At 70.8% G+C, this 17,004-nt stretch carries 13 protein-coding genes; 10 read left to right on the top strand and 3 right to left on the bottom strand.

Translation table 11 applies throughout. The annotated features are described in order from the left end of the window. Positions 1-80: 80 nt before the first annotated feature. The 5 genes from AC07O8_RS24505 to AC07O8_RS24525 all read left to right on the top strand — a co-directional run bounded on the left by AC07O8_RS24505 (position 81) and on the right by AC07O8_RS24525 (position 9,338). Positions 81-2,327, top strand: coding sequence for a TonB-dependent receptor (locus tag AC07O8_RS24505; RefSeq protein ID WP_495050537.1), 2,247 nt, complete (start codon positions 81-83; stop codon positions 2,325-2,327). 85 nt (positions 2,328-2,412) lie between these two features. Beyond that, entirely contained in the window at positions 2,413-3,888 is a 1,476-nt protein-coding gene (locus AC07O8_RS24510; RefSeq protein ID WP_495050538.1) for a tetratricopeptide repeat protein, read from the top strand. 16 nt (positions 3,889-3,904) lie between these two features. Next, entirely contained in the window at positions 3,905-6,547 is a 2,643-nt protein-coding gene (locus AC07O8_RS24515) for an ABC transporter substrate-binding protein (RefSeq protein ID WP_495050539.1), read from the top strand. Then, a complete protein-coding gene (locus tag AC07O8_RS24520) occupies positions 6,544-7,497 on the top strand; it encodes an ABC transporter permease (RefSeq protein ID WP_495050540.1) in 954 nt (317 codons plus the stop codon). The genes AC07O8_RS24515 and AC07O8_RS24520 overlap by 4 nt, the downstream gene beginning before the upstream one ends. Continuing rightward, the gene (locus tag AC07O8_RS24525; RefSeq protein WP_495050541.1) at positions 7,494-9,338 is read left to right on the top strand and encodes a dipeptide ABC transporter ATP-binding protein; all 1,845 of its coding nucleotides are present in this window, start codon (positions 7,494-7,496) and stop codon (positions 9,336-9,338) included. The genes AC07O8_RS24520 and AC07O8_RS24525 overlap by 4 nt, the downstream gene beginning before the upstream one ends. Here AC07O8_RS24525 and AC07O8_RS24530 read toward each other — a convergent pair. Continuing rightward, entirely contained in the window at positions 9,323-9,610 is a 288-nt protein-coding gene (locus AC07O8_RS24530; RefSeq protein ID WP_495050542.1) for a YMGG-like glycine zipper-containing protein, read from the bottom strand. The genes AC07O8_RS24525 and AC07O8_RS24530 overlap by 16 nt on opposite strands. Before the next feature lie 182 nt (positions 9,611-9,792). On the opposite strand from AC07O8_RS24530, the gene AC07O8_RS24535 reads away from it, so the two are divergent. Together AC07O8_RS24535 and AC07O8_RS24540 are read left to right on the top strand one after the other, a co-directional pair. Beyond that, positions 9,793-11,142, top strand: coding sequence for an immunoglobulin domain-containing protein (locus AC07O8_RS24535; RefSeq protein ID WP_495050543.1), 1,350 nt, complete (start codon positions 9,793-9,795; stop codon positions 11,140-11,142). A gap of 196 nt (positions 11,143-11,338) precedes the next feature. Continuing rightward, positions 11,339-12,208 carry an NmrA family NAD(P)-binding protein gene (locus AC07O8_RS24540; RefSeq protein ID WP_495050544.1) on the top strand — a complete coding sequence of 290 codons (870 nt, stop codon included), beginning with the start codon at positions 11,339-11,341 and terminating at the stop codon, positions 12,206-12,208. Positions 12,209-12,300: 92 nt separating this feature from the next. On the opposite strand, the gene AC07O8_RS24545 is transcribed toward AC07O8_RS24540, so the two are convergent. Continuing rightward, positions 12,301-13,263, bottom strand: coding sequence for an alpha/beta fold hydrolase (locus AC07O8_RS24545; protein ID WP_495050545.1), 963 nt, complete (start codon positions 13,261-13,263; stop codon positions 12,301-12,303). 284 nt (positions 13,264-13,547) lie between these two features. Between AC07O8_RS24545 and tauA the strand changes: the two genes are divergently transcribed. From tauA to AC07O8_RS24560, 3 genes are read left to right on the top strand one after another with little or no spacing between them, the layout of a single operon-like run. Next, positions 13,548-14,555, top strand: a complete 1,008-nt coding sequence (tauA, locus tag AC07O8_RS24550) for a taurine ABC transporter substrate-binding protein (RefSeq protein WP_495050546.1) — start codon at positions 13,548-13,550, stop codon at positions 14,553-14,555. A 56-nt stretch (positions 14,556-14,611) separates the two neighbouring features. Beyond that, on the top strand, positions 14,612-15,496 hold the full coding sequence (locus AC07O8_RS24555) for a taurine ABC transporter ATP-binding protein (RefSeq protein WP_495050547.1): 885 nt from the start codon (positions 14,612-14,614) through the stop codon (positions 15,494-15,496). Then, the gene (locus tag AC07O8_RS24560; RefSeq protein ID WP_495050548.1) at positions 15,483-16,316 is read left to right on the top strand and encodes an ABC transporter permease subunit; all 834 of its coding nucleotides are present in this window, start codon (positions 15,483-15,485) and stop codon (positions 16,314-16,316) included. The genes AC07O8_RS24555 and AC07O8_RS24560 overlap by 14 nt, the downstream gene beginning before the upstream one ends. A 60-nt stretch (positions 16,317-16,376) precedes the next feature. Here the strand turns inward: AC07O8_RS24560 and AC07O8_RS24565 are convergent, their stop codons facing one another. Then, positions 16,377-16,994: a hypothetical protein gene (locus AC07O8_RS24565; RefSeq protein WP_495050549.1), complete on the bottom strand. Its 618-nt coding sequence runs from the start codon at positions 16,992-16,994 to the stop codon at positions 16,377-16,379. Positions 16,995-17,004: the final 10 nt, after the last annotated feature.

Raw genomic sequence — 17,004 nt, forward strand, 5'->3', positions numbered from 1 at the left:
ACGGCCACCTTCGGCGCCCGCCACGGATGTGCACGGTCCAGCCGAAGTCAGATCAACAAATGAAGAAGATCGGGATCGGTATGCGAGTTGGTAAGCAGGTGGGTGCGCGGGTGGGTGCGCGCGTTGAATTGAAGGCGGTGTCCGCCGCGGTGCTGGTCGTGCTGGGCAGCTCGGCGATGGCGCAGAGCGCCCCTGCCGCGGCGGCGGCGGCTTCAGCGGCCACGCTGGACCGCGTCGAGGTGACCGCGCAGCGGCGCGTCGAATCGGCGCAGGAAGTGGGCGTGGCGGTGAGCGTGCTGTCCGGCGACGAGCTGCGCGCCAAGGGCATCACCAGCGTCAACAAGCTGCAGAACGAGATCCCCAGCCTCGAGATCGAGCCCGCCTTCGGCAGCGGCCAGCCGCAGTTCCGCATCCGCGGCATCGGCTTCCAGGACTACGGCAGCAACAACTCCTCGCCGGTCGGCGTCTACCTGGACGAGGTGTCCTTCGCCTTCCCGGTGCAGACGCAGGGCCTGCTTTTCGACCTCGAACGCGTCGAGGTGCTGCGCGGTCCGCAGGGCACGCTCTACGGCAAGAACACCACCGGCGGCGCGATCAACTTCGTGTCGAAGGCGCCGACCAAGCAGACCGAGTTCGGCGGATCCATCGGCATCGGCTCCTACGGCGCGAAGACGGCGCAGGGCTACGTCTCCGGCGCGCTCAGCGACACGGTGCGCGGCCGGCTCTCCGTCGCCACCGAGCAGGACGGCGGCTGGCAGCGCAACCGGACGACCGGCGAGAAGCTCGGCGACAAGAACATCAGCGCGCTGCGTGGACAGCTCGAATGGGACGTGACACGCGACCTCACCGCCAAGCTCAGCCTCAACCACAACATCGACAAGTCCGATGTCCAGGGGCTCTCCCTCTTCACCGCGCGGCCCACCTACGGCTTCGCCGCCGACACCGACCGCCGCGCGACCGGCTGGGGCTTCGCGAGCGACTTCGCCGCGCTGGTCGGCGAGTCGGCCAACGCCAGGCCGCACAAGGACAACAGCGCCACCAACGTCGCGCTGACCCTGAACTGGGACCTGGGCGCCACGCAGCTGACCAGCATCACCGCGCACCAGCGCTTCGACCGCAAGGAGCTCGCGGACTGGGACGGCACCGAGATCAACCACTCGGACGTGTTCTGGAAGGACAAGGCCACCACGCTGAGCCAGGAGTTGCGGCTCGCGTCGAAGGGGCAGGGGAGCTTCAACTGGGTCGGCGGCGTCTACGCCTCGCGCGAGAAGCTCAGCGAGGACTGGACCACCGACTTCCGCCGCGACTATGGCCTGATCACGCGCACCCGCTACGACCAGACCGGTCGGACGTGGGCCGTCTTCGGGCAGGTGGACCAGGCGCTGAGCCGCGACCTGAAGCTGATCGTCGGCCTGCGTCAGGAGCATGAGAAGCGCGCCATCGACGACTTCAGCACCAACACCACGCCGGTCGTCCCCGGGCTGGGCGTCAACGGCGCGGCGCAGTCGCTGTCCAAGGACAACACGTCCGGCAAGCTGGCGCTGGAGTACACGCCAGCGGCGGGGCAATTGCTGTACGGCTCGATCAGCCGCGGCGTGAAATCCGGCGGCATCACCGCGCACAACACCTTCAACACGCTGGCGCTGGAACCGTTCCAGCCGGAGAAGCTGCTGGCCTTCGAGCTCGGCTACAAGGCCGACCTGAGCCGCAGCCTGCGCCTCAACACGGCGGTCTTCCACTACGACTACCGCGACCAGCAGTTTCAGGACGTGACGACGACGGCGACCGGCGCGCTGGTCGGCAAGATCATCAACATCGACAAGTCCAAGGTCGACGGCGGCGAGGTGGAGCTGCTGTGGCGCCCGCTGGCTGGGCTGACGATCGGGCAGGCGCTGGGCTACAAGCGCGCGAGGTTCGACCGCTTCAATTCGCCGCTGCTGGGCGACCTGTCCGGCCGCGACCAGTTCCTGCCCAAGCTGAGCTATGGCGGCAACGTCGCGTACGCCTGGACGGCCGCCAACTTCGACTGGCGCGTCGCGGCCGACTACAGCTATCACGCGAAGTACCCGTCGTGGCTGAACCTGCTCAACGTCGACGGCGGCCACATCTACGACATCCCGAGCTACTGGCTCGCCAACGCGCGCGTGGAGGTGGCGCCGGTGAGCTCGCCGTGGTCGCTGCAGCTCGGCGTGCAGAACCTGTTCAACAAGGAATACGACCTGACGCGCAACTTCTTCGGCAACCGGCCGAGCACGAAGGATGATCTGAATGTCGCGGCCGCTGGCGCGCCGAGAACGGTGACATTGACCTTGAGCTACAACTACTGAGTACGACTGCCGTGTGCAGCCCCGCCTGCGGCGCTCGGCGTGGTCGCGGGGTGGCGGGATGGCGGGAGCTCTTGAGAGGACGGTCATGCTTCTGAACGACGAACTGGGCAACCCGTTCCGCGCCGCGTCCGCGGAGGTGAGCGCGGGGATCAACGATTTCATCGGGGGTCTGCTCGCGTACGAGACGCGCGCCGAAGGCATCCTGGCCACCGCGCAGGCGCATCCGGATGCCGTGCTGGCGCAGGTCTACGCGGGCTGGTTGTGGATGTTCCTGGAGTCGCCGCAAGGGCCGCCGCAGGCGCGACCGTTCCTGCAGGCCGCCGAGCGGGCGTTGAGCGGATATGCCACCGCCACCGCCACCGCCACCGCCGATGCCACCGCCGATGCCGATGCCGATGCCGATGCCGACGGCGCAGGCGCGCCGGCGGCACGCCTGGCCGCGGAGCGCGGAGCGCGACACGTGAAGCTGCTCGGCCATTGGGTCGACGGCGACGTTCCCGGCGCGCAGCGCGAGGCCGACGCGTTGATCGAGCGCTTCCCGCGCGATCTGCTGGTGGTGAAACTGAGGCAGTACTTCGCGTTCAACCGCGGCGACTCGCCCGCGATGCTGCGCGCGATCCTGCGCGTGCTGCCGCAGCACACAGGGAACGCCTATGCCCATGGCATGGCCGCTTTCGCCTATGAGCAATGTCATCTGCTGGCGGAGGCCGAGGCGGCGGCGCGCCGCGCGCTCGCGCTGCGTCCGGACGAGCGCGAGCCGTGGGCGCAGCACGCGCTCGCGCATGTGCTGCTGACGCAAGGGCGGATCGAGGAGGGCACGCGCCTGCTCGACGGCTGGCGCCCGGGCTGGACCGGCTTGAATTCGTTCATGTCGACACACCTGGCCTGGCACCTCGCGCTGTTCCACCTCGCGCGGGGCCGAGACGCCGAGGCGCTGGCGCTGTACGACGGCGCCGTCTGGGGCGTGTCGACGAGCTACTCGCAGGACCAGGCCGGTGCCGTCCAGCTGCTGGCGCGGCTGGAGTGGTGCGGCGTGGAGGTCGGCCATCGCTGGTCGGAGCTGGCCGGCTTCATCGCCGAGCGTGGCATCGACACCGTCGAGCCCTTCCTGACGCTGCTGTATCTCTACGGCCTCGCGCGGGCCGCGAGGCCGGAGGCCGACGCGCTGCTGGCCGCCGTGCGCGAAGCCGACCACGGCCGTCGTGCCGTGTGGGCCGACGTCGTCTGGCCCGCGGCGGTCGGCCTGGTCGCGCATGCGCGCGGCGAGCCGGAGCGGGCATGGCATCCGCTGAGCCAGGCATTGCCCGGCCTCGTGCACATCGGGGGCAGCCATGCACAGCGGGACCTGTTCGCGCTGTTGCATGTGGATGCCGCCACGCATGCGGGCGCGCTGGTCGACGCGCAGCAGGCGCTGGAATCGCGGCGGCGCGTCGATCCGGACGAGGTCGCGGTCAACCGCCGCCTCGCCGTCCTCTATCGGCAGCTCGATCTGCCCACGCTGGCAGATGCGGCGCAGGAACGCGCGGCGCGCGTGACCGCCGAATCGGAATGGCGCGCATGACGATGGGGAAACGGGAATGAAGCGGATCGCGCAACTCGTGATCGCGAGCCTGCTGGTCGCGCTGTCCGGCCTGATCGCGGCCGCCCCCGCCGGGCGCGAGCTCCGCATCGCGATGCAGCTGGAGCCGCCGATCCTCGATCCCACGTCTGGTGCGGCCGCGCCCATCGGCGAGCTGGTCTACGGCAATCTCTTCGAAGGCCTGCTGACGCTGGGCGAAGACGGCCTACCGAAGCCGCGCCTGGCCGCGAGCTGGGAGGTCCTCGATGGCGGCCTGCACTATCGCTTCCAGCTGCGCGACGGCGTGCGCTTCCACGACGGCACACCGTTCGACGCCAGCGTCGCCAAGTTCACGATCGACCGCGCCCGCGCGCCGGACTCGCTCAACCCGCAACGCACCTCGCTCACCGCGATCACGCGCGTGGCCGCGAGCAGTCCGCTCGTGCTCGACATCTGGTTGCGGGAGCGCTCGGGCCGGCTGCCGATCGCGCTGTCGAGCGCGGCGCTGGTGATGGTCGCGCCCGCGACTGCCGACAACAACCGCACGAGGCCCGTCGGTACCGGGCCGTGGCGCTTCGAGCAATGGCGGCGCGGGGACTCGGTGACCCTGCGTCGCAACGCTGACTACTGGGACGCGACACGGACGTCGAACCTGGAGCGCCTGCGCTTCCGCTTCATCGCCGATCCGACCGCGGCGTACGCGGCGCTGATGGCCGGCGACATCGACCTCTTCCCCAACTTCCCGTCGCCGGAGAACCTGGCGCAGTTCCGCGCCGACCGCCGTTTCGCGGTGGAGATCGGCAGCAGCGAGGGCGAGACCATCCTCGCCTTCAACCACCGCCACCCGCTGCTGGCGCAGCTCCCCGTGCGGCGCGCGATCTCGCATGCCATCGACCGGCAGGCGCTCATCGACGGCGCGATGTTCGGCTACGGCGAGCCGATCGGCAGCCACTTCCCGCCGCGCAACGCGGCCTACGTGGATCTGACCGCGGCGTCCCGGCACGACCCGGCGCGCGCGCAGGCGCTGCTCGCGGCCGCCGGCATCGCGCCGGCGACGATCCCGCCGCTGCGGATGAAGCTGCCGCCCACCTCCTATGCGCGGCGCTGCGGCGAGATCCTCGCGGCCCAGCTCGCGGCGATCGGCCTGCGGGTGCAGATCCAGAACCTGGAATGGGCGCAGTGGCTGGACCAGGTCTTCCTGCGCCACAACTTCGATCTCACCGTCATCGTCCACGCGGAGCCGCAGGACTACGACATCTACGGCCGCGACGGGTACTACTTCGGTTATCGCAGCGCGGCCTATCAGGCGCTGCTGCGCGCGCTGGACGCGACCACCGATCCCGTCGGGCAACGCGCTGGCCTGCAGGCGATCCAGCGGCGGCTCAGCGAGGACGCGGTCAACGGCTTCCTATTCCAGTACCCGCGATTGCTGGTGCGTCGCGCGGACCTGCACGGACTCGGCGTGAACGGCATTGGCGGCGTGGAGCTGGCGGGCGCGTATGTCGATGGCGACGCGGCGGCCGGCAAGGTCGGTGAGGGTGCTGAGGGCGCGGAGGGCGCTGATCGCGCTGAGAGCGCGGTGGGCGCTGGCGTTGGCGCGGGCAGGTCGAACCCTGCGACCTTGGCGCGCTGGCCTTTCGTGGCCGTCGGGCTCGTCGGCGCGGCGCTGGCGGCGGCCTGGCTGGCCTGGGTCGGACGCCGTTGCGATCCCGGCTGGCTGGCGGCGCGCGGCGTCAGCCTGGCGCTGACCCTGGTGCTCGCGAGCTTCGTCGTCTTCGCGCTCGTGCAGCTGGCACCGGGCGATCCGGCGCGCCAGATCCTCGGCCTGCAGGCGGACGAAGCGACGGTCGCGCAGTTGCGCCAGCAACTGGGGCTGGACGCGCCGTGGCCGAGCCGCTACCTGGACTGGGTCGCCGGGCTGCTGCGGGGCGACTTCGGGCGCAGCATCACCTACCAGGTGCCGGTGGCTGGGCTGCTGCTGGAACGCCTGCCGTTGAGCGTGCCGCTGGCGCTGTACGCGCTGCTGCTCGCAGTCGCCATCGCGGCGCCTGCGGGTCTGGTCGCCGCATGGCGGCCGGGTGGGCGCCTGGACCGGGTCATCGACCAGCTCAGCCAGCTCGGGCTGGCGGTGCCGAATTTCTGGCTCGGCCTGCTGCTGAGCCTCGTCTTCGCCGTCGGCCTGCGCTGGGTGCCCGCGGGCGGCTTCGAGGGCTGGGGTCAGGGCTTGTCCGCCGGACTGGCGGCGCTGACGCTGCCCGCGATCGCGCTCGCGTTGCCGCAGGCGGCCATCCTGGCGCGCGTGCTGCGCGGCAGCCTGCTCGACCTCGGCGGCGAGGACTTCCTGCGCACCGCGCGCGCCAAGGGCGCCGGCGACTGGCGCGTGCTGTGGCGCCATGCGCTGCCCAACGCGGCGCTGCCGCTGCTCACGCTGCTCGGGCTGCAACTGTCCTTCCTGCTGGCGGGGTCCGTGATCATCGAGAACGTCTTCTTCCTGCCCGGTCTCGGCCGGCTGCTGTTCCAGGCCGTCGCGCAGCGCGACCTGGTGCTGGTGCAGAGCGTGGTGCTGCTGCTGGTCGCCACGGTCGTGGTGCTGTCCTTCATCGTCGACCTCAGCGGCCGTGCCGCCGATCCGAGGCTGGCGCGCGCGGGAGGCCGGCCATGAGCGCGCGCCCGCTGGCCGCGCCGCCGAGGGGTTCGGAGGCAGGCCCCCGCCGCGGTCCCGGCGGCCGGCTCGCCACCGGCCTGGCCTTGAGCGCCGTGCTGTCGGTGCTGGCGCTGCTGTCCTTGTGGTGGACGCCGTGGGATCCTGCCGCGATGGACCTGCCGGCGCGCCTGCAAGGGCCGTCATGGACGCACTGGATGGGGACCGACGCGCTGGGTCGCGACGTGCTTTCGCAACTGATGCGCGGCGGCGCGACGTCGCTGGGCGTGGCGCTCGTGGCGGTGGCGCTGGGCGCCGGCGTCGGCGTGCCGCTGGGCTTGTGGGCGGCCGCGCGGGGCGGCTGGGTGGACGAATCGCTGATGCGCGGCAACGACCTGATCTTCGCGTTCCCGTCGCTGCTGCTGGCGGTGCTGCTGAGCACCACGCTCGGCCCCGGCGCGATCAACGCGATCCTGGCGGTGGGCGTGTTCAACATCCCGGTCTTCGCGCGCCTGACGCGCGGCGCGGCGCTGCCGCTGTGGCAATGCGAGTTCACGCTGGCCGCGCGCGTGGCCGGCAAGGGGGCCTGGCGCATCTCGGTCGAACACGTGCTGCCCAACCTGGCCGGGCTGCTGCTGGTGCAGCTGAGCATCCAGCTGGCGCTGGGCCTGCTGGCGGAGACGGGGCTGTCCTACCTCGGCCTGGGCACGCAGCCGCCGCAACCGAGCTGGGGCCGCATGCTGGCCGAGGCGCAGACGCTCACGGCGCTGGCGCCGACGCTGGCGGTGTTCCCCGGGTTGGCGGTGGCGGTGTCGGCGCTCGCCTTCCAGCTGCTGGGCGACGGGCTGCGTGAGCGCCTCAACACGAGAATGGCGCCGCCGGTGCAGACGGCGCCGACGGTGCGCCCAGAGCGTGCGGATCGCCCGGATAGCGCGGACCGCCCGGACCGCCAGGACAGGACCTTCCCATGACGGCAACGCTTTCCCCGCCCGGCGCGGCGCTGCTGCGCGTGCGCGACCTCGCGCTGCAGGCCGGCGAACGCCGGCTGCTGTTCGTGCCCGAACTGGACGTCGCGGCGGGTGAGATCGTCGGCTTGGTCGGCGAGTCCGGCTCCGGGAAGTCGCTGACGGCGCTGGCCTTGATGGGGCTGCTCCCGCACGCGTTGTCGCGGCGCGGTGTCTTGCAGCTGGAGGAGGTCGACCTGGGCACGCTGGACGAAGCCGGCTGGCGGCGTGTGCGGGGCGCGCGCGTGGGCCTGGTGTTCCAGGAGCCGATGACGGCGCTGAATCCGCTGATGCCGATCGGCGCTCAGATCGAGGAGGCGCTGCGGCTGCACCGTCGCGGCGACGCGGCGGAACGTCGCGCGGAGGTGGAGCGACTGCTCGCACGGGTCGGTCTGGCGGAGGCCGGCGTCGATGCGCGTCGATATCCGCATGAGCTGTCCGGCGGCCAGCGCCAGCGCGTCGCCATCGCGATCGCGGTGGCCTGCCGGCCGCGCCTGCTCATCGCCGACGAACCCACGACCGCGCTCGACGTGCGCAGCCAGGCGCAGATCCTGGACTTGCTCCGGCGCCTGGTGCGCGAGGACGGTTGCGGGCTGCTGCTGATCACGCACGATCTGGGCGTGGTCGCGGAGATGGCGGATCGGCTGGTCGTGCTGTGGCAAGGCGAGGTGCAGGAGCAAGGCCCGTTGCGGCAGTTGCTCGATCCGCCGCGGCATCCGTACACGCGGGCGTTGGTCGAGCAGTCACGGCTGGGCTTGGCGCTCGACCGTGAGGCGACACCGCTGGGTGGCAGTACTGCCGAGGCTGCTGGCCCTCACCCCCACCCTCTCCCGCAAGCGGGAGAGGGGGTAAGACAGGTGCCGCTGGTTGAGACCGGTGCAAGCGACGAGCGCGACGAGCGCGACGAGCGCGACGGGCGCGACGGGCGCGATGGGCGCGATGGGCGCGGTGAGCCCGTCGTTCCCTTGCTGTCGCTGCGAGAGATCGTGTGCGAGTACCCCGCGGCCGATCGCAGCTTCTTCCGCCCCGGTCGTCGCGTGCGGGCCGTCGATCGCGTGAGTTTCGACGTGCTGCCTGGCGAGCGCGTGGGGCTGGTGGGCGAGTCCGGCAGCGGCAAGTCCACGCTGCTGCGCACGGTGCTCGGCCTGCAGCGTCCGGCCTCGGGCGAGGTCAGGCTGGCCGGTGAGCGGTTCACCGGCGCGGAGACGGCGCTGCGCCGTCGCGTGCAGATCGTGTTCCAGGACCCTTACGGCAGTTTCGATCCGCGGTGGCGCGTGGAGCGGCTGCTCGCGGAGCCCTTGCACCTGCTGCGGCCGGCGCTTGGCGAGGCGCAGGCGCGAGAGCGCGCCGTCGCGCTGCTGGAGCAGGTGGGACTCGATGCGTCCGCGCTGCGCCGTTTCCCGCACGAGTTCTCCGGCGGGCAGCGCCAGCGGCTCGCCATCGCCCGCGCGCTGATGGTCGAACCCGACCTGCTGGTGCTGGACGAGGCGGTCTCGGCGCTGGACGTGTCCTTGCGCGCGCAGGTGCTGGCGCTGCTCGAGCGGCTGTGCCGCGAGCGCGGCGTCGCCACGCTGTTCGTCACGCACGACCTCGCGGTGGTGCGCGCGGTCACCGACCGGGTGATCGTGCTGCAGCACGGCCGCGTGGTGGAGGAGGGCGTCACCGCCCAGGTCTTCGCCGCGCCGCGGCACGCCTACACGCAGGCCCTGCTCGCGGCGGCGCCGGACCTCGATCGAGCCCTGCGAGCCTTGGCAAAGCGCTACCCGGTCGAGGGACCGGACGGCTCGGTGGTTCAGCGGACGGCGTGACGGCGTCCGTCGCCGTCGACCCAATAGCGGCCGCCGTTGCCGTCCGAGTAGACCTCGCGCTCCTTGCCATCGACCATGAGGCGTCCGATGACGGCGCCTGCGACCGCGCCGACCACGGCGCCCGTCACGGCGCTGCCGCCGGCCACGGCACCGACGACGGCGCCGCCGACGGCGCCCACGCCCGCGTTCTTCACATCGCTGGTGGCACAACCGACCGTCATGGCGGCACAGGCGGCGACCAGCGTCACGTTCTTGATCAGGGATGTCTTCATGGCTTTCCTCAACGATGTGGGTGGATGCAACGGCACGGCAAACGCTGTGCCTTGCCATGACTTTTTTCGCACTCGTGTCACGGGCTGGGCGATCTCCGCCTCCTATACTCGCGGCCGCAAAACGCCGGAGCGGTCCCATCGATGGACCGCCACGCAAGATTTTTCAAACGGGGGGAGGACCCATGATTTCTTTGAAGCGCAGGAACGCTGCCGTCGTGGCGGCCGTGTCGGTCATGGTCGCGGCATGCGGCGGTGGCGGCAACGATGCGGACACGGGCTCGAGCAAGCCTCTGCTGATCACGCCGACGACGCCGACCACGCCGACGATCATTTCGCCCGGCATCACGACGCAGCCGGCCAACGCCAGCGTGCTCACCGACGGCACCGCGCTCTTCACGGTGACGGCCGCGGGCACCGACGTCACCTACCAGTGGAAGAAGAACGGCGTCGCCATCGCCGGCGCCACCGCCTCGTCGTACCAGACGCCCGCGGTCACGTACGCCGACAACGGCGCGCAGTACACGGTCGTGGTGTCCAACTCGGCCGGTTCCGTGACGAGCTCGATCGCGCAGCTGACGCTGCAGTTGAGCAACAACCAGCAGATCTTCGAGAGCCTGATCCTGCCGCCCAACGCGGGCAGCTACTTCCTGCACTGGAACCTGAACTACTCGGGCGGCCAGACCAGCGGCGTCAACTACGCGTACTCGGACTACGGCCTGCTGCCCGCGTCGCCGCTGACCAACGGTCCGCAGACCAACGCGCAGAGCGCGGCCCGCAACTTCACGAACACGCTGGCGCTGCCCCTCTCGTCGTCGGCGACACGCGTGCTCAAGAACGGCGCCGTGCTGGTCGCGGGGGCGTCGAGCAAGGTGTCCTACGTCAGCAGCGACGTGCGCGTCGATTCGCTCGCCGTGGACAACACCACGGTGGTGTTCTCGGAGATCCGCAGCAACTACGAGGCCGTGCCGCTGACCGGCGCCATCGCCTCGACGCCGGCGGACTTCGCGCACTTCCACAACTCGTTCTTCTCGAACGCGAACATCCTGAACGGGACGGCCACGTACGCGGCGGGCTCGAGCTATCTCAAGTTTGCGCAGACGAACAAGGGCGACCGCTACAACGTCTTCGACTGCACGACGGCGACCACCGGCGCCGCGGTCACGCCGTGCCGCGTGGGCACGACGCTGACGGCCGCGATGACCGCCGGCATCGCGTCCAACAGCGACGGCACCACCTACCGCCTGGCCAACGGCACCGTCAGCACCGTCGACGGCGTGTCGGTCTGGGTGGCGACCAACCCGCGTCCGCAGTCGGCGACGCTGAGCTCGACGGTCCAGTACCGCATCTACTTCGAGCTGAACGGCAATGTCTACACCGGCGCGCTGACCAAGGACGGCGCGCTGCTGGGCGGCAGCTACTACGTGTCGAATCCGTCCGGCGTCACGGCGGTCGAACGGCTCACCTTCCTGCCCTTCGACATCCGCATGAACAAGGCCGCGCATGACAGCCTGCTGGCGGCGATGAAGATCTGACGCTGCGCTTGCCGAGCCGCGCGACCTGACGGTCGCGGTGCTTCTGTCGCCGCCGGGTTCCGCATGTCACGCGGGGCCGGCGGCGATGTCGTTCCAGGCATCCGACGGTGCTCCGGACCCGGGAGAGCGGGCAGCGCGTTTGCCCCGATCGCATCGGACTGCCGCACGGTGGTCGGTCTCCAGAAAGGAGTACGCGATGCTGATCGTCATGGGTGCCTGGGGCCATGTAGGCTCCGAGGTGGTGAACGCCTTGCTGGCCGAGGGGCAGGACGTCGTCGCCGTGACGCACGATCCCGCCCATGTGCCGCGTCTGCAGCGCACGGGCGCGAGCGTCGCCGTCGCCGATGTCAACGACGCGGACGGCTTGCGCGCGGTCTTCAGGAAGGGGCGGCGGGCGTTCCTCCTGAATCCGCCCGCGGCCGTCGACGGGGATACCGACAAGACGGAGCGACGCACGGTGGCTCGCATCCTCGACGCCTTGCAGGGCAGCGGCCTGGAGAAGGTGGTCGCCGAGTCGACCAGCGGCGCCCGCCCGGGCGAGCGCCTGGGTGACTTGAACGTGCTGTGGGAGCTGGAGGAAAGGCTGCAGCACCAGTCCATTCCCGCCGCGATCAATCGCGCCGGTTTCTACATGAGCAATTGGGATGCGCAGCTCGACGGCGTGCGTGAGACCGGCGAGCTCAGGTCATTGTTTCCCGCGGATCTGCGCCTGCCGATGGTGGCCCCGCGCGACCTGGGTGAGATCGCCGCGCGCCGCCTGACGTCCTCGCTCGACGATGTCGGCATCCAGCACGTCGAAGGGCCGGCGCGCTACAGCGCCGACGACGTGGCCGCGGCATTCGCGAAGGCGATGAACCGGCAGGTCCGCGTGGTCGTCACGCCGCGCGAGCAATGGGTGGCATCGTTCCGCGGCTTGGGGTTCTCCCAGGCGGCTGCGGAGTCCTATGCGCGCATGACCGGCGCCGCGCTGGACGACCTCGAGCTTCCCGAGACCGCCGTGAGGGGACGGGTCACGATCGAGCAGTACGTTCACGATCTGGTGGAAGCGACGCGTCCTTCGACGTGATCCGCGCGAGGGGAGCATGCCGTCATCGCGTCTCCGCGCGCGCCCGCATCGTTCACAGACGGCGATCGCTGTTGCCCATCCGGCGACTCACCTCACGGCTGCGCCGCCAGGAACTCCCCCACATCCTTCGCCGACCGCTCCGGGATCTCCCGCTGCGGCAGATGCCCGACGTCCGGATAGACGATCAGCTTCGCGCCCGGGATCGCGGCGGCGAAGCGGCGTGAATGCTCGACCGGGATCAGCGGGTCGTAGTCCCCATGCAGGACCAGCGTGGGCACCTTCACCGTGGCGAGGAGCGCCTTCGTCGCCGTCGCATGGCTTGCGGGCGAGGCCGACATCAGGATGTCCCGATGGCCCGGATAGCGCTGGTAGCGCGCCCAACGGTCGATCACCGCCTCGGTGATCAGCGCCTTGTCATGCACCTGCGCGGTCAGGCCCTGCTTGATCAGCGGCCGGTTGTCGATGCTGGCCAGCAAGTCCCGACCCCACTTGTATTGCAGCAGGCGGAAAGCAAGGGAAGGACTCGCGCCGGTGGCCTCGCTGGGCCATCCGGCCGCGGACACGAGCACGAGCGCCTGTACCCGCTCGGGCGCCGCCAGCGCGAGCTTCCATGCCACGCCGCCGCCCATCGAGTTGCCCGCCACGGCGAAGCGGTTGACGCCGATCTTGTCGGCGAAGCCCAGCACGATCGTCGTGAACGCGTTGCCGTCCAGCACGAAGCCCGCCGGTGCGGCCGTCAGGCCGTGCCCGGGCAGGTCCAGGCTGATGACGCGCCACCTGTCGCGCAGCACCGGCGCCCAGCCTTCCCAGGTCGCGTAGGAGTCGCCGTAGCCATGCAGGAGCAGCAGCACCGGCGCCTCGGCCGGGCCCTCGTCGCGGTAGTGCAGCCGCAGGCCGGGGCTGAGCTCGACGTAGCGTTCATGCGGGGTCTGGAACTCACGCTCCAGCTGCTCGGCGGGCAGGTCGGGCGCGCGCAGCGACCACCAGGCGATCGCCGCGAGCGCGACCAGCGCCAGCAGCACGATGAGGGCGACAGACGACAGGATCTTCAGCAAGGCGGGGCTCCGGGCAGGGCGTGCAGGGCGCGCAGGGCGACACGATGAGCGATCAGACCGTCGACAGACGGGCGACCAGGACAGAGGCGAGAGCCTAACCATCCGCGCGCCGGTCGCGCCATCCCCGCTTGGACGCATGCCGCATATGCAGATGCGGACGGCTTCCTTGGACGCGGGAGCAGCGCTGCCTAGAGTGCCGGGCAGCGCCGTTCGCGGCACCTCCAGCTTGTCCGTCCGTGCCATGCATCGACGGGGCGAGCCCTCTCCGACTTCAAGGGAATGCGATGAACCTGTCCTGGATCCGCCTGCTCACGGGAGCGCTGGCCGGCGCGCTGGCGCTGTCGTCGAGCGCCTGGGCGCAGACGCGCGAGGTGACCTTCGCCTACCAGGACATGCTGGTCCCGCTGCGCACGCTGATCGAATCCGGCGAACTGGAGAAGACCACCGGCTACAAGATCCGGTGGCGACAGTTCGGCGGCGGCGGCGACGTCATCCGCGCGATGGCCTCCGGCGACGTGCAGATCGGCGAGGCCGGCTCCAGCCCGATCGCCGCCGCCGCGAGCCAGGGCCAGGACCTGCGCCTGTTCTGGATCCTCGACGACATCGCCGATGCCGAGGCGCTCGTGGCCCGCAACGGCAGCGGCATCCAGTCGTGGAAGGACCTGAAGGGCAAGAAGGTCGCGACGCCCTTCGTCAGCACCTCGCATTACCAGCTGCTGGTGGGATTGAAGCTCGAGGGCGTCGACCCGAAGGACGTGCAGATCGTCAACCTGCGTCCGCCCGAGGTCGCCGCCGCCTGGGAGCGCGGCGACATCGACGCCGCCTTCGTCTGGGATCCCGCGCTCGCGCGGATCAAGGCCAGCGGCAAGGTCATCGCCACCTCCGGCAGCATCGGCCGAAAAGGCCATCCGACCTTCGACGGGCTGGTCGTCAACGCGCAATGGGCGGCGAAGCACGAGGCCTTCGTCGTCGCGCTGGTGCAGGCGCTGTCGCGCGCCGACGCGACCTACCGCGCCCAGGGTTCGCGCTGGACGCCGGAGACGCCGGAAGTCCGCGCGATCGCGAAGTGGAGCAAGGCCGACCCCAAGGACGTGCCCGCCGCCATCGCGCTGTACCGCTTCCCCACGCCGCAGGAGCAGCTCTCGCCGCAATGGCTGGGCGGAGGCGCGGCCAAGGCGCTGGCCAACACGGCGGCCTTCCTCAAGGAGCAGGGCCGCGTGCAGGAACTCAAGCCGGACTACGGCGCCTTCGTCACCGGCGAGTACGTGAAGAAGGCGCTGGCGGCGCGTTGACCGTCCGATCCTTCCGATCCTCCCCACCCGCCTGACGCTCCCCGAGCCTCCCGACGATGTCGACGCTTGAACTGCGCGGAGTCGAGATCCGCTACGCCGGCCCCGACGGTGCCGCGGTGCAGGCGCTCGCGCCGGTGGACCTGCGGGTCGACGGCAGCGAGTTCGTCGTGCTGCTCGGTGCGTCGGGCTGCGGCAAGACCAGCCTGCTCAACGCGGTGGCCGGCTTCCTGGCGCCGAGCGACGGCGAGATCCTCCTGGACGGCCGACCGGTCGAAGGTCCGGGCGCGGATCGCGGCGTCGTGTTCCAGCGCCATGCGCTGCTGCCCTGGCTGAACGTGCGCGACAACGTGGCCTTGCCGCTGCGCATCCGCGGCGTCGGCAAGGCCGACCGTCACGAGGCCGCCGAGCGCTGCCTCTCGCTCCTGGGGCTGGCCGGGCAGGGCGCGCGCCGCATCTGGGAACTGTCCGGCGGCATGCAGCAGCGTGTCGGCATCGCCCGCGCGCTGGCCAGCGATCCGGCGCTGCTGCTCATGGACGAGCCGCTCGGCGCGCTCGACGCCTTCACGCGCGAGCAGGTGCAGGAGCAGTTGCTGCGCGTCTGGCAACGCACCGGCAAACTGGTGCTGTTCATCACGCACTCGGTCGAGGAGGCGCTCTTCATGGCCACGCGCCTGGTGCTGATGAGTCCCGGACCGGGGCGCATCGTGCGCGAGTTCGACGCGCTGCCGTTCTCGCGCCGCTTCCTGGCGCACGGCGATGCGCGCGCGGAGAAATCCAGCCGCGAGTTCATCGCGCTGCGCGAGGAAGTGCTCGCGCAGTTGCAAGGACGACCTGCCTCCGCAAGCCCGGTGCGCATTGCGCCGGTCGAAGGCCCCGTGCCGGACGCCATCCTGGACGAGCCGCCGAAGGCCAGCGCGGAGGTGCGTCATGCCGCGGCCTGATCGGACGGCCAAGGCGGCGTCCGCGATGCGCGTCAGCCGTTTCGCCGGCCTGGAGGAGGGCGCCACGCGATGGATCAGCATCGGCACGATCGCCGCGTTGCTGCTGCTGTGGTGGCTGGTGACGGCGGCGGGCTGGGTCAAGCCGCTGTTCCTGCCATCGCCGCAGGCGGTGGGCCGGCAGTTCGCCGAGTACCTCACCGGCCAGGCCCACGACCTGCCGCTGTGGCGGCACCTCGCCGCCAGCCTGGGGCGCGTGATGGGGGCCTTCGTCCTCGCCTGCGTGACGGCGATTCCGCTGGGCCTGGCGATGGGGATGTCGCGCTGGGCGCGCGGGCTGCTCGATCCGCCATTGGAGTTCTACCGGCCGCTGCCGCCGCTGGCCTACCTGCCGCTGATCATCATCTGGTTCGGCATCGATGAAGTACCCAAGGTGCTGCTGATCTACCTCTCGTGTTTTGCACCGCTGGCACTGGCTGCGCGATCGGGGATGCGCAGCGCCGCGCCCGAGCAACTGCAGGCGGCCCTCTCGATGGGAGCGAGCCGCTGGCAGCTGCTGCGCCACGTCGCGCTGCCCGCGGCGCTGCCCGAGATCCTCGTGGGCATGCGCATCGCGGTCGGTTTCGGCTGGACCACGCTGGTCGCGGCCGAGATGGTGGCCGCGTCCTCGGGACTCGGGCAGATGGTGCTCAACGCCTCCAACTTCCTGCGCACCGACATCGTCGTGATGGGCATCCTGGTCATCGGCGGTGTCGCCTGGGCCTTCGACCTGCTGATGCGGCATGTCGAGCGCCGCCTCGTCCCCTGGCGCGGGCGCGGCTGATTTCAGGCCATCGCCAGGGCCCGCATGCAGGGGTGATGGTCGGGCGGTGACCCAGACGCCTTACTTCCACTCGGACGATTGCAGCAGCGGATCGGCGGTCAGGCCGAACATCGATCCGACCTTCTGTCCGACGGTGCCAGGTGTTGCCAGCGGCGCGGCGCCGCAGTTGCCGCCGCCCGTCTTGATGATGGCCCACAGCATCGCGCCGTCCCGCGCATTGCGGTTGGCCGCGCCGCCGTTCAGCACCGCCGTCGTGTAGCGCTGCACCGAGTACGGCTGGTTGAGGGTGGCGCCGTACTGGCTCTTCAGGTTGCGCGAGCCGGTGCACTGCGCGTCGCCGTCGTTGACGACCAGCAGGCCGCCGGCCCAGCCTTCGGGCGCGGGCTCCAGGCCGATGGACACGATGGTCTTGGCCGGGAACAGCGAGCGGTAGTCGTTGTACGCGGTCACGCCGTCGTAGTTCTCGAAGCGCGCGTCGTAGCTCATCACGTTGACCATGTCGAGCATGGCGGCCACGGCCGGGAACTTGCGCACCACCGCGCGTTCGCGTCCGGCGTTGCCGCCCCAGAACGACAGCCGGCCCGAGCAGGACGCGTCGGCCGAGGTCGCCGCGGTGCAGTCCGCGCCCGTCGACCAGCCGGCCAGCGTCAGCACGCGGCCGTTGCCGGCGATGTCCACCGCGCGGCGC

The organism is Roseateles sp. GW821-FHT09G09, from assembly GCF_059415965.1.

Excerpts from the sequence above, each read along its gene's own strand:
- AC07O8_RS24505 (WP_495050537.1), top strand. The coding sequence starts at position 81 with ATGCGAGTTGGTAAGCAGGTGGGTGCGCGGGTGGGTGCGCGCGTTGAA.
- AC07O8_RS24510 (WP_495050538.1), top strand. The coding sequence starts at position 2,413 with ATGCTTCTGAACGACGAACTGGGCAACCCGTTCCGCGCCGCGTCCGCG.
- AC07O8_RS24515 (WP_495050539.1), top strand. The coding sequence starts at position 3,905 with ATGAAGCGGATCGCGCAACTCGTGATCGCGAGCCTGCTGGTCGCGCTG.
- AC07O8_RS24520 (WP_495050540.1), top strand. The coding sequence starts at position 6,544 with ATGAGCGCGCGCCCGCTGGCCGCGCCGCCGAGGGGTTCGGAGGCAGGC.
- AC07O8_RS24525 (WP_495050541.1), top strand. The coding sequence starts at position 7,494 with ATGACGGCAACGCTTTCCCCGCCCGGCGCGGCGCTGCTGCGCGTGCGC.
- AC07O8_RS24530 (WP_495050542.1), bottom strand. The coding sequence starts at position 9,610 with ATGAAGACATCCCTGATCAAGAACGTGACGCTGGTCGCCGCCTGTGCC.
- AC07O8_RS24535 (WP_495050543.1), top strand. The coding sequence starts at position 9,793 with ATGATTTCTTTGAAGCGCAGGAACGCTGCCGTCGTGGCGGCCGTGTCG.
- AC07O8_RS24540 (WP_495050544.1), top strand. The coding sequence starts at position 11,339 with ATGCTGATCGTCATGGGTGCCTGGGGCCATGTAGGCTCCGAGGTGGTG.
- tauA (WP_495050546.1), top strand. The coding sequence starts at position 13,548 with ATGAACCTGTCCTGGATCCGCCTGCTCACGGGAGCGCTGGCCGGCGCG.
- AC07O8_RS24555 (WP_495050547.1), top strand. The coding sequence starts at position 14,612 with ATGTCGACGCTTGAACTGCGCGGAGTCGAGATCCGCTACGCCGGCCCC.
- AC07O8_RS24560 (WP_495050548.1), top strand. The coding sequence starts at position 15,483 with ATGCCGCGGCCTGATCGGACGGCCAAGGCGGCGTCCGCGATGCGCGTC.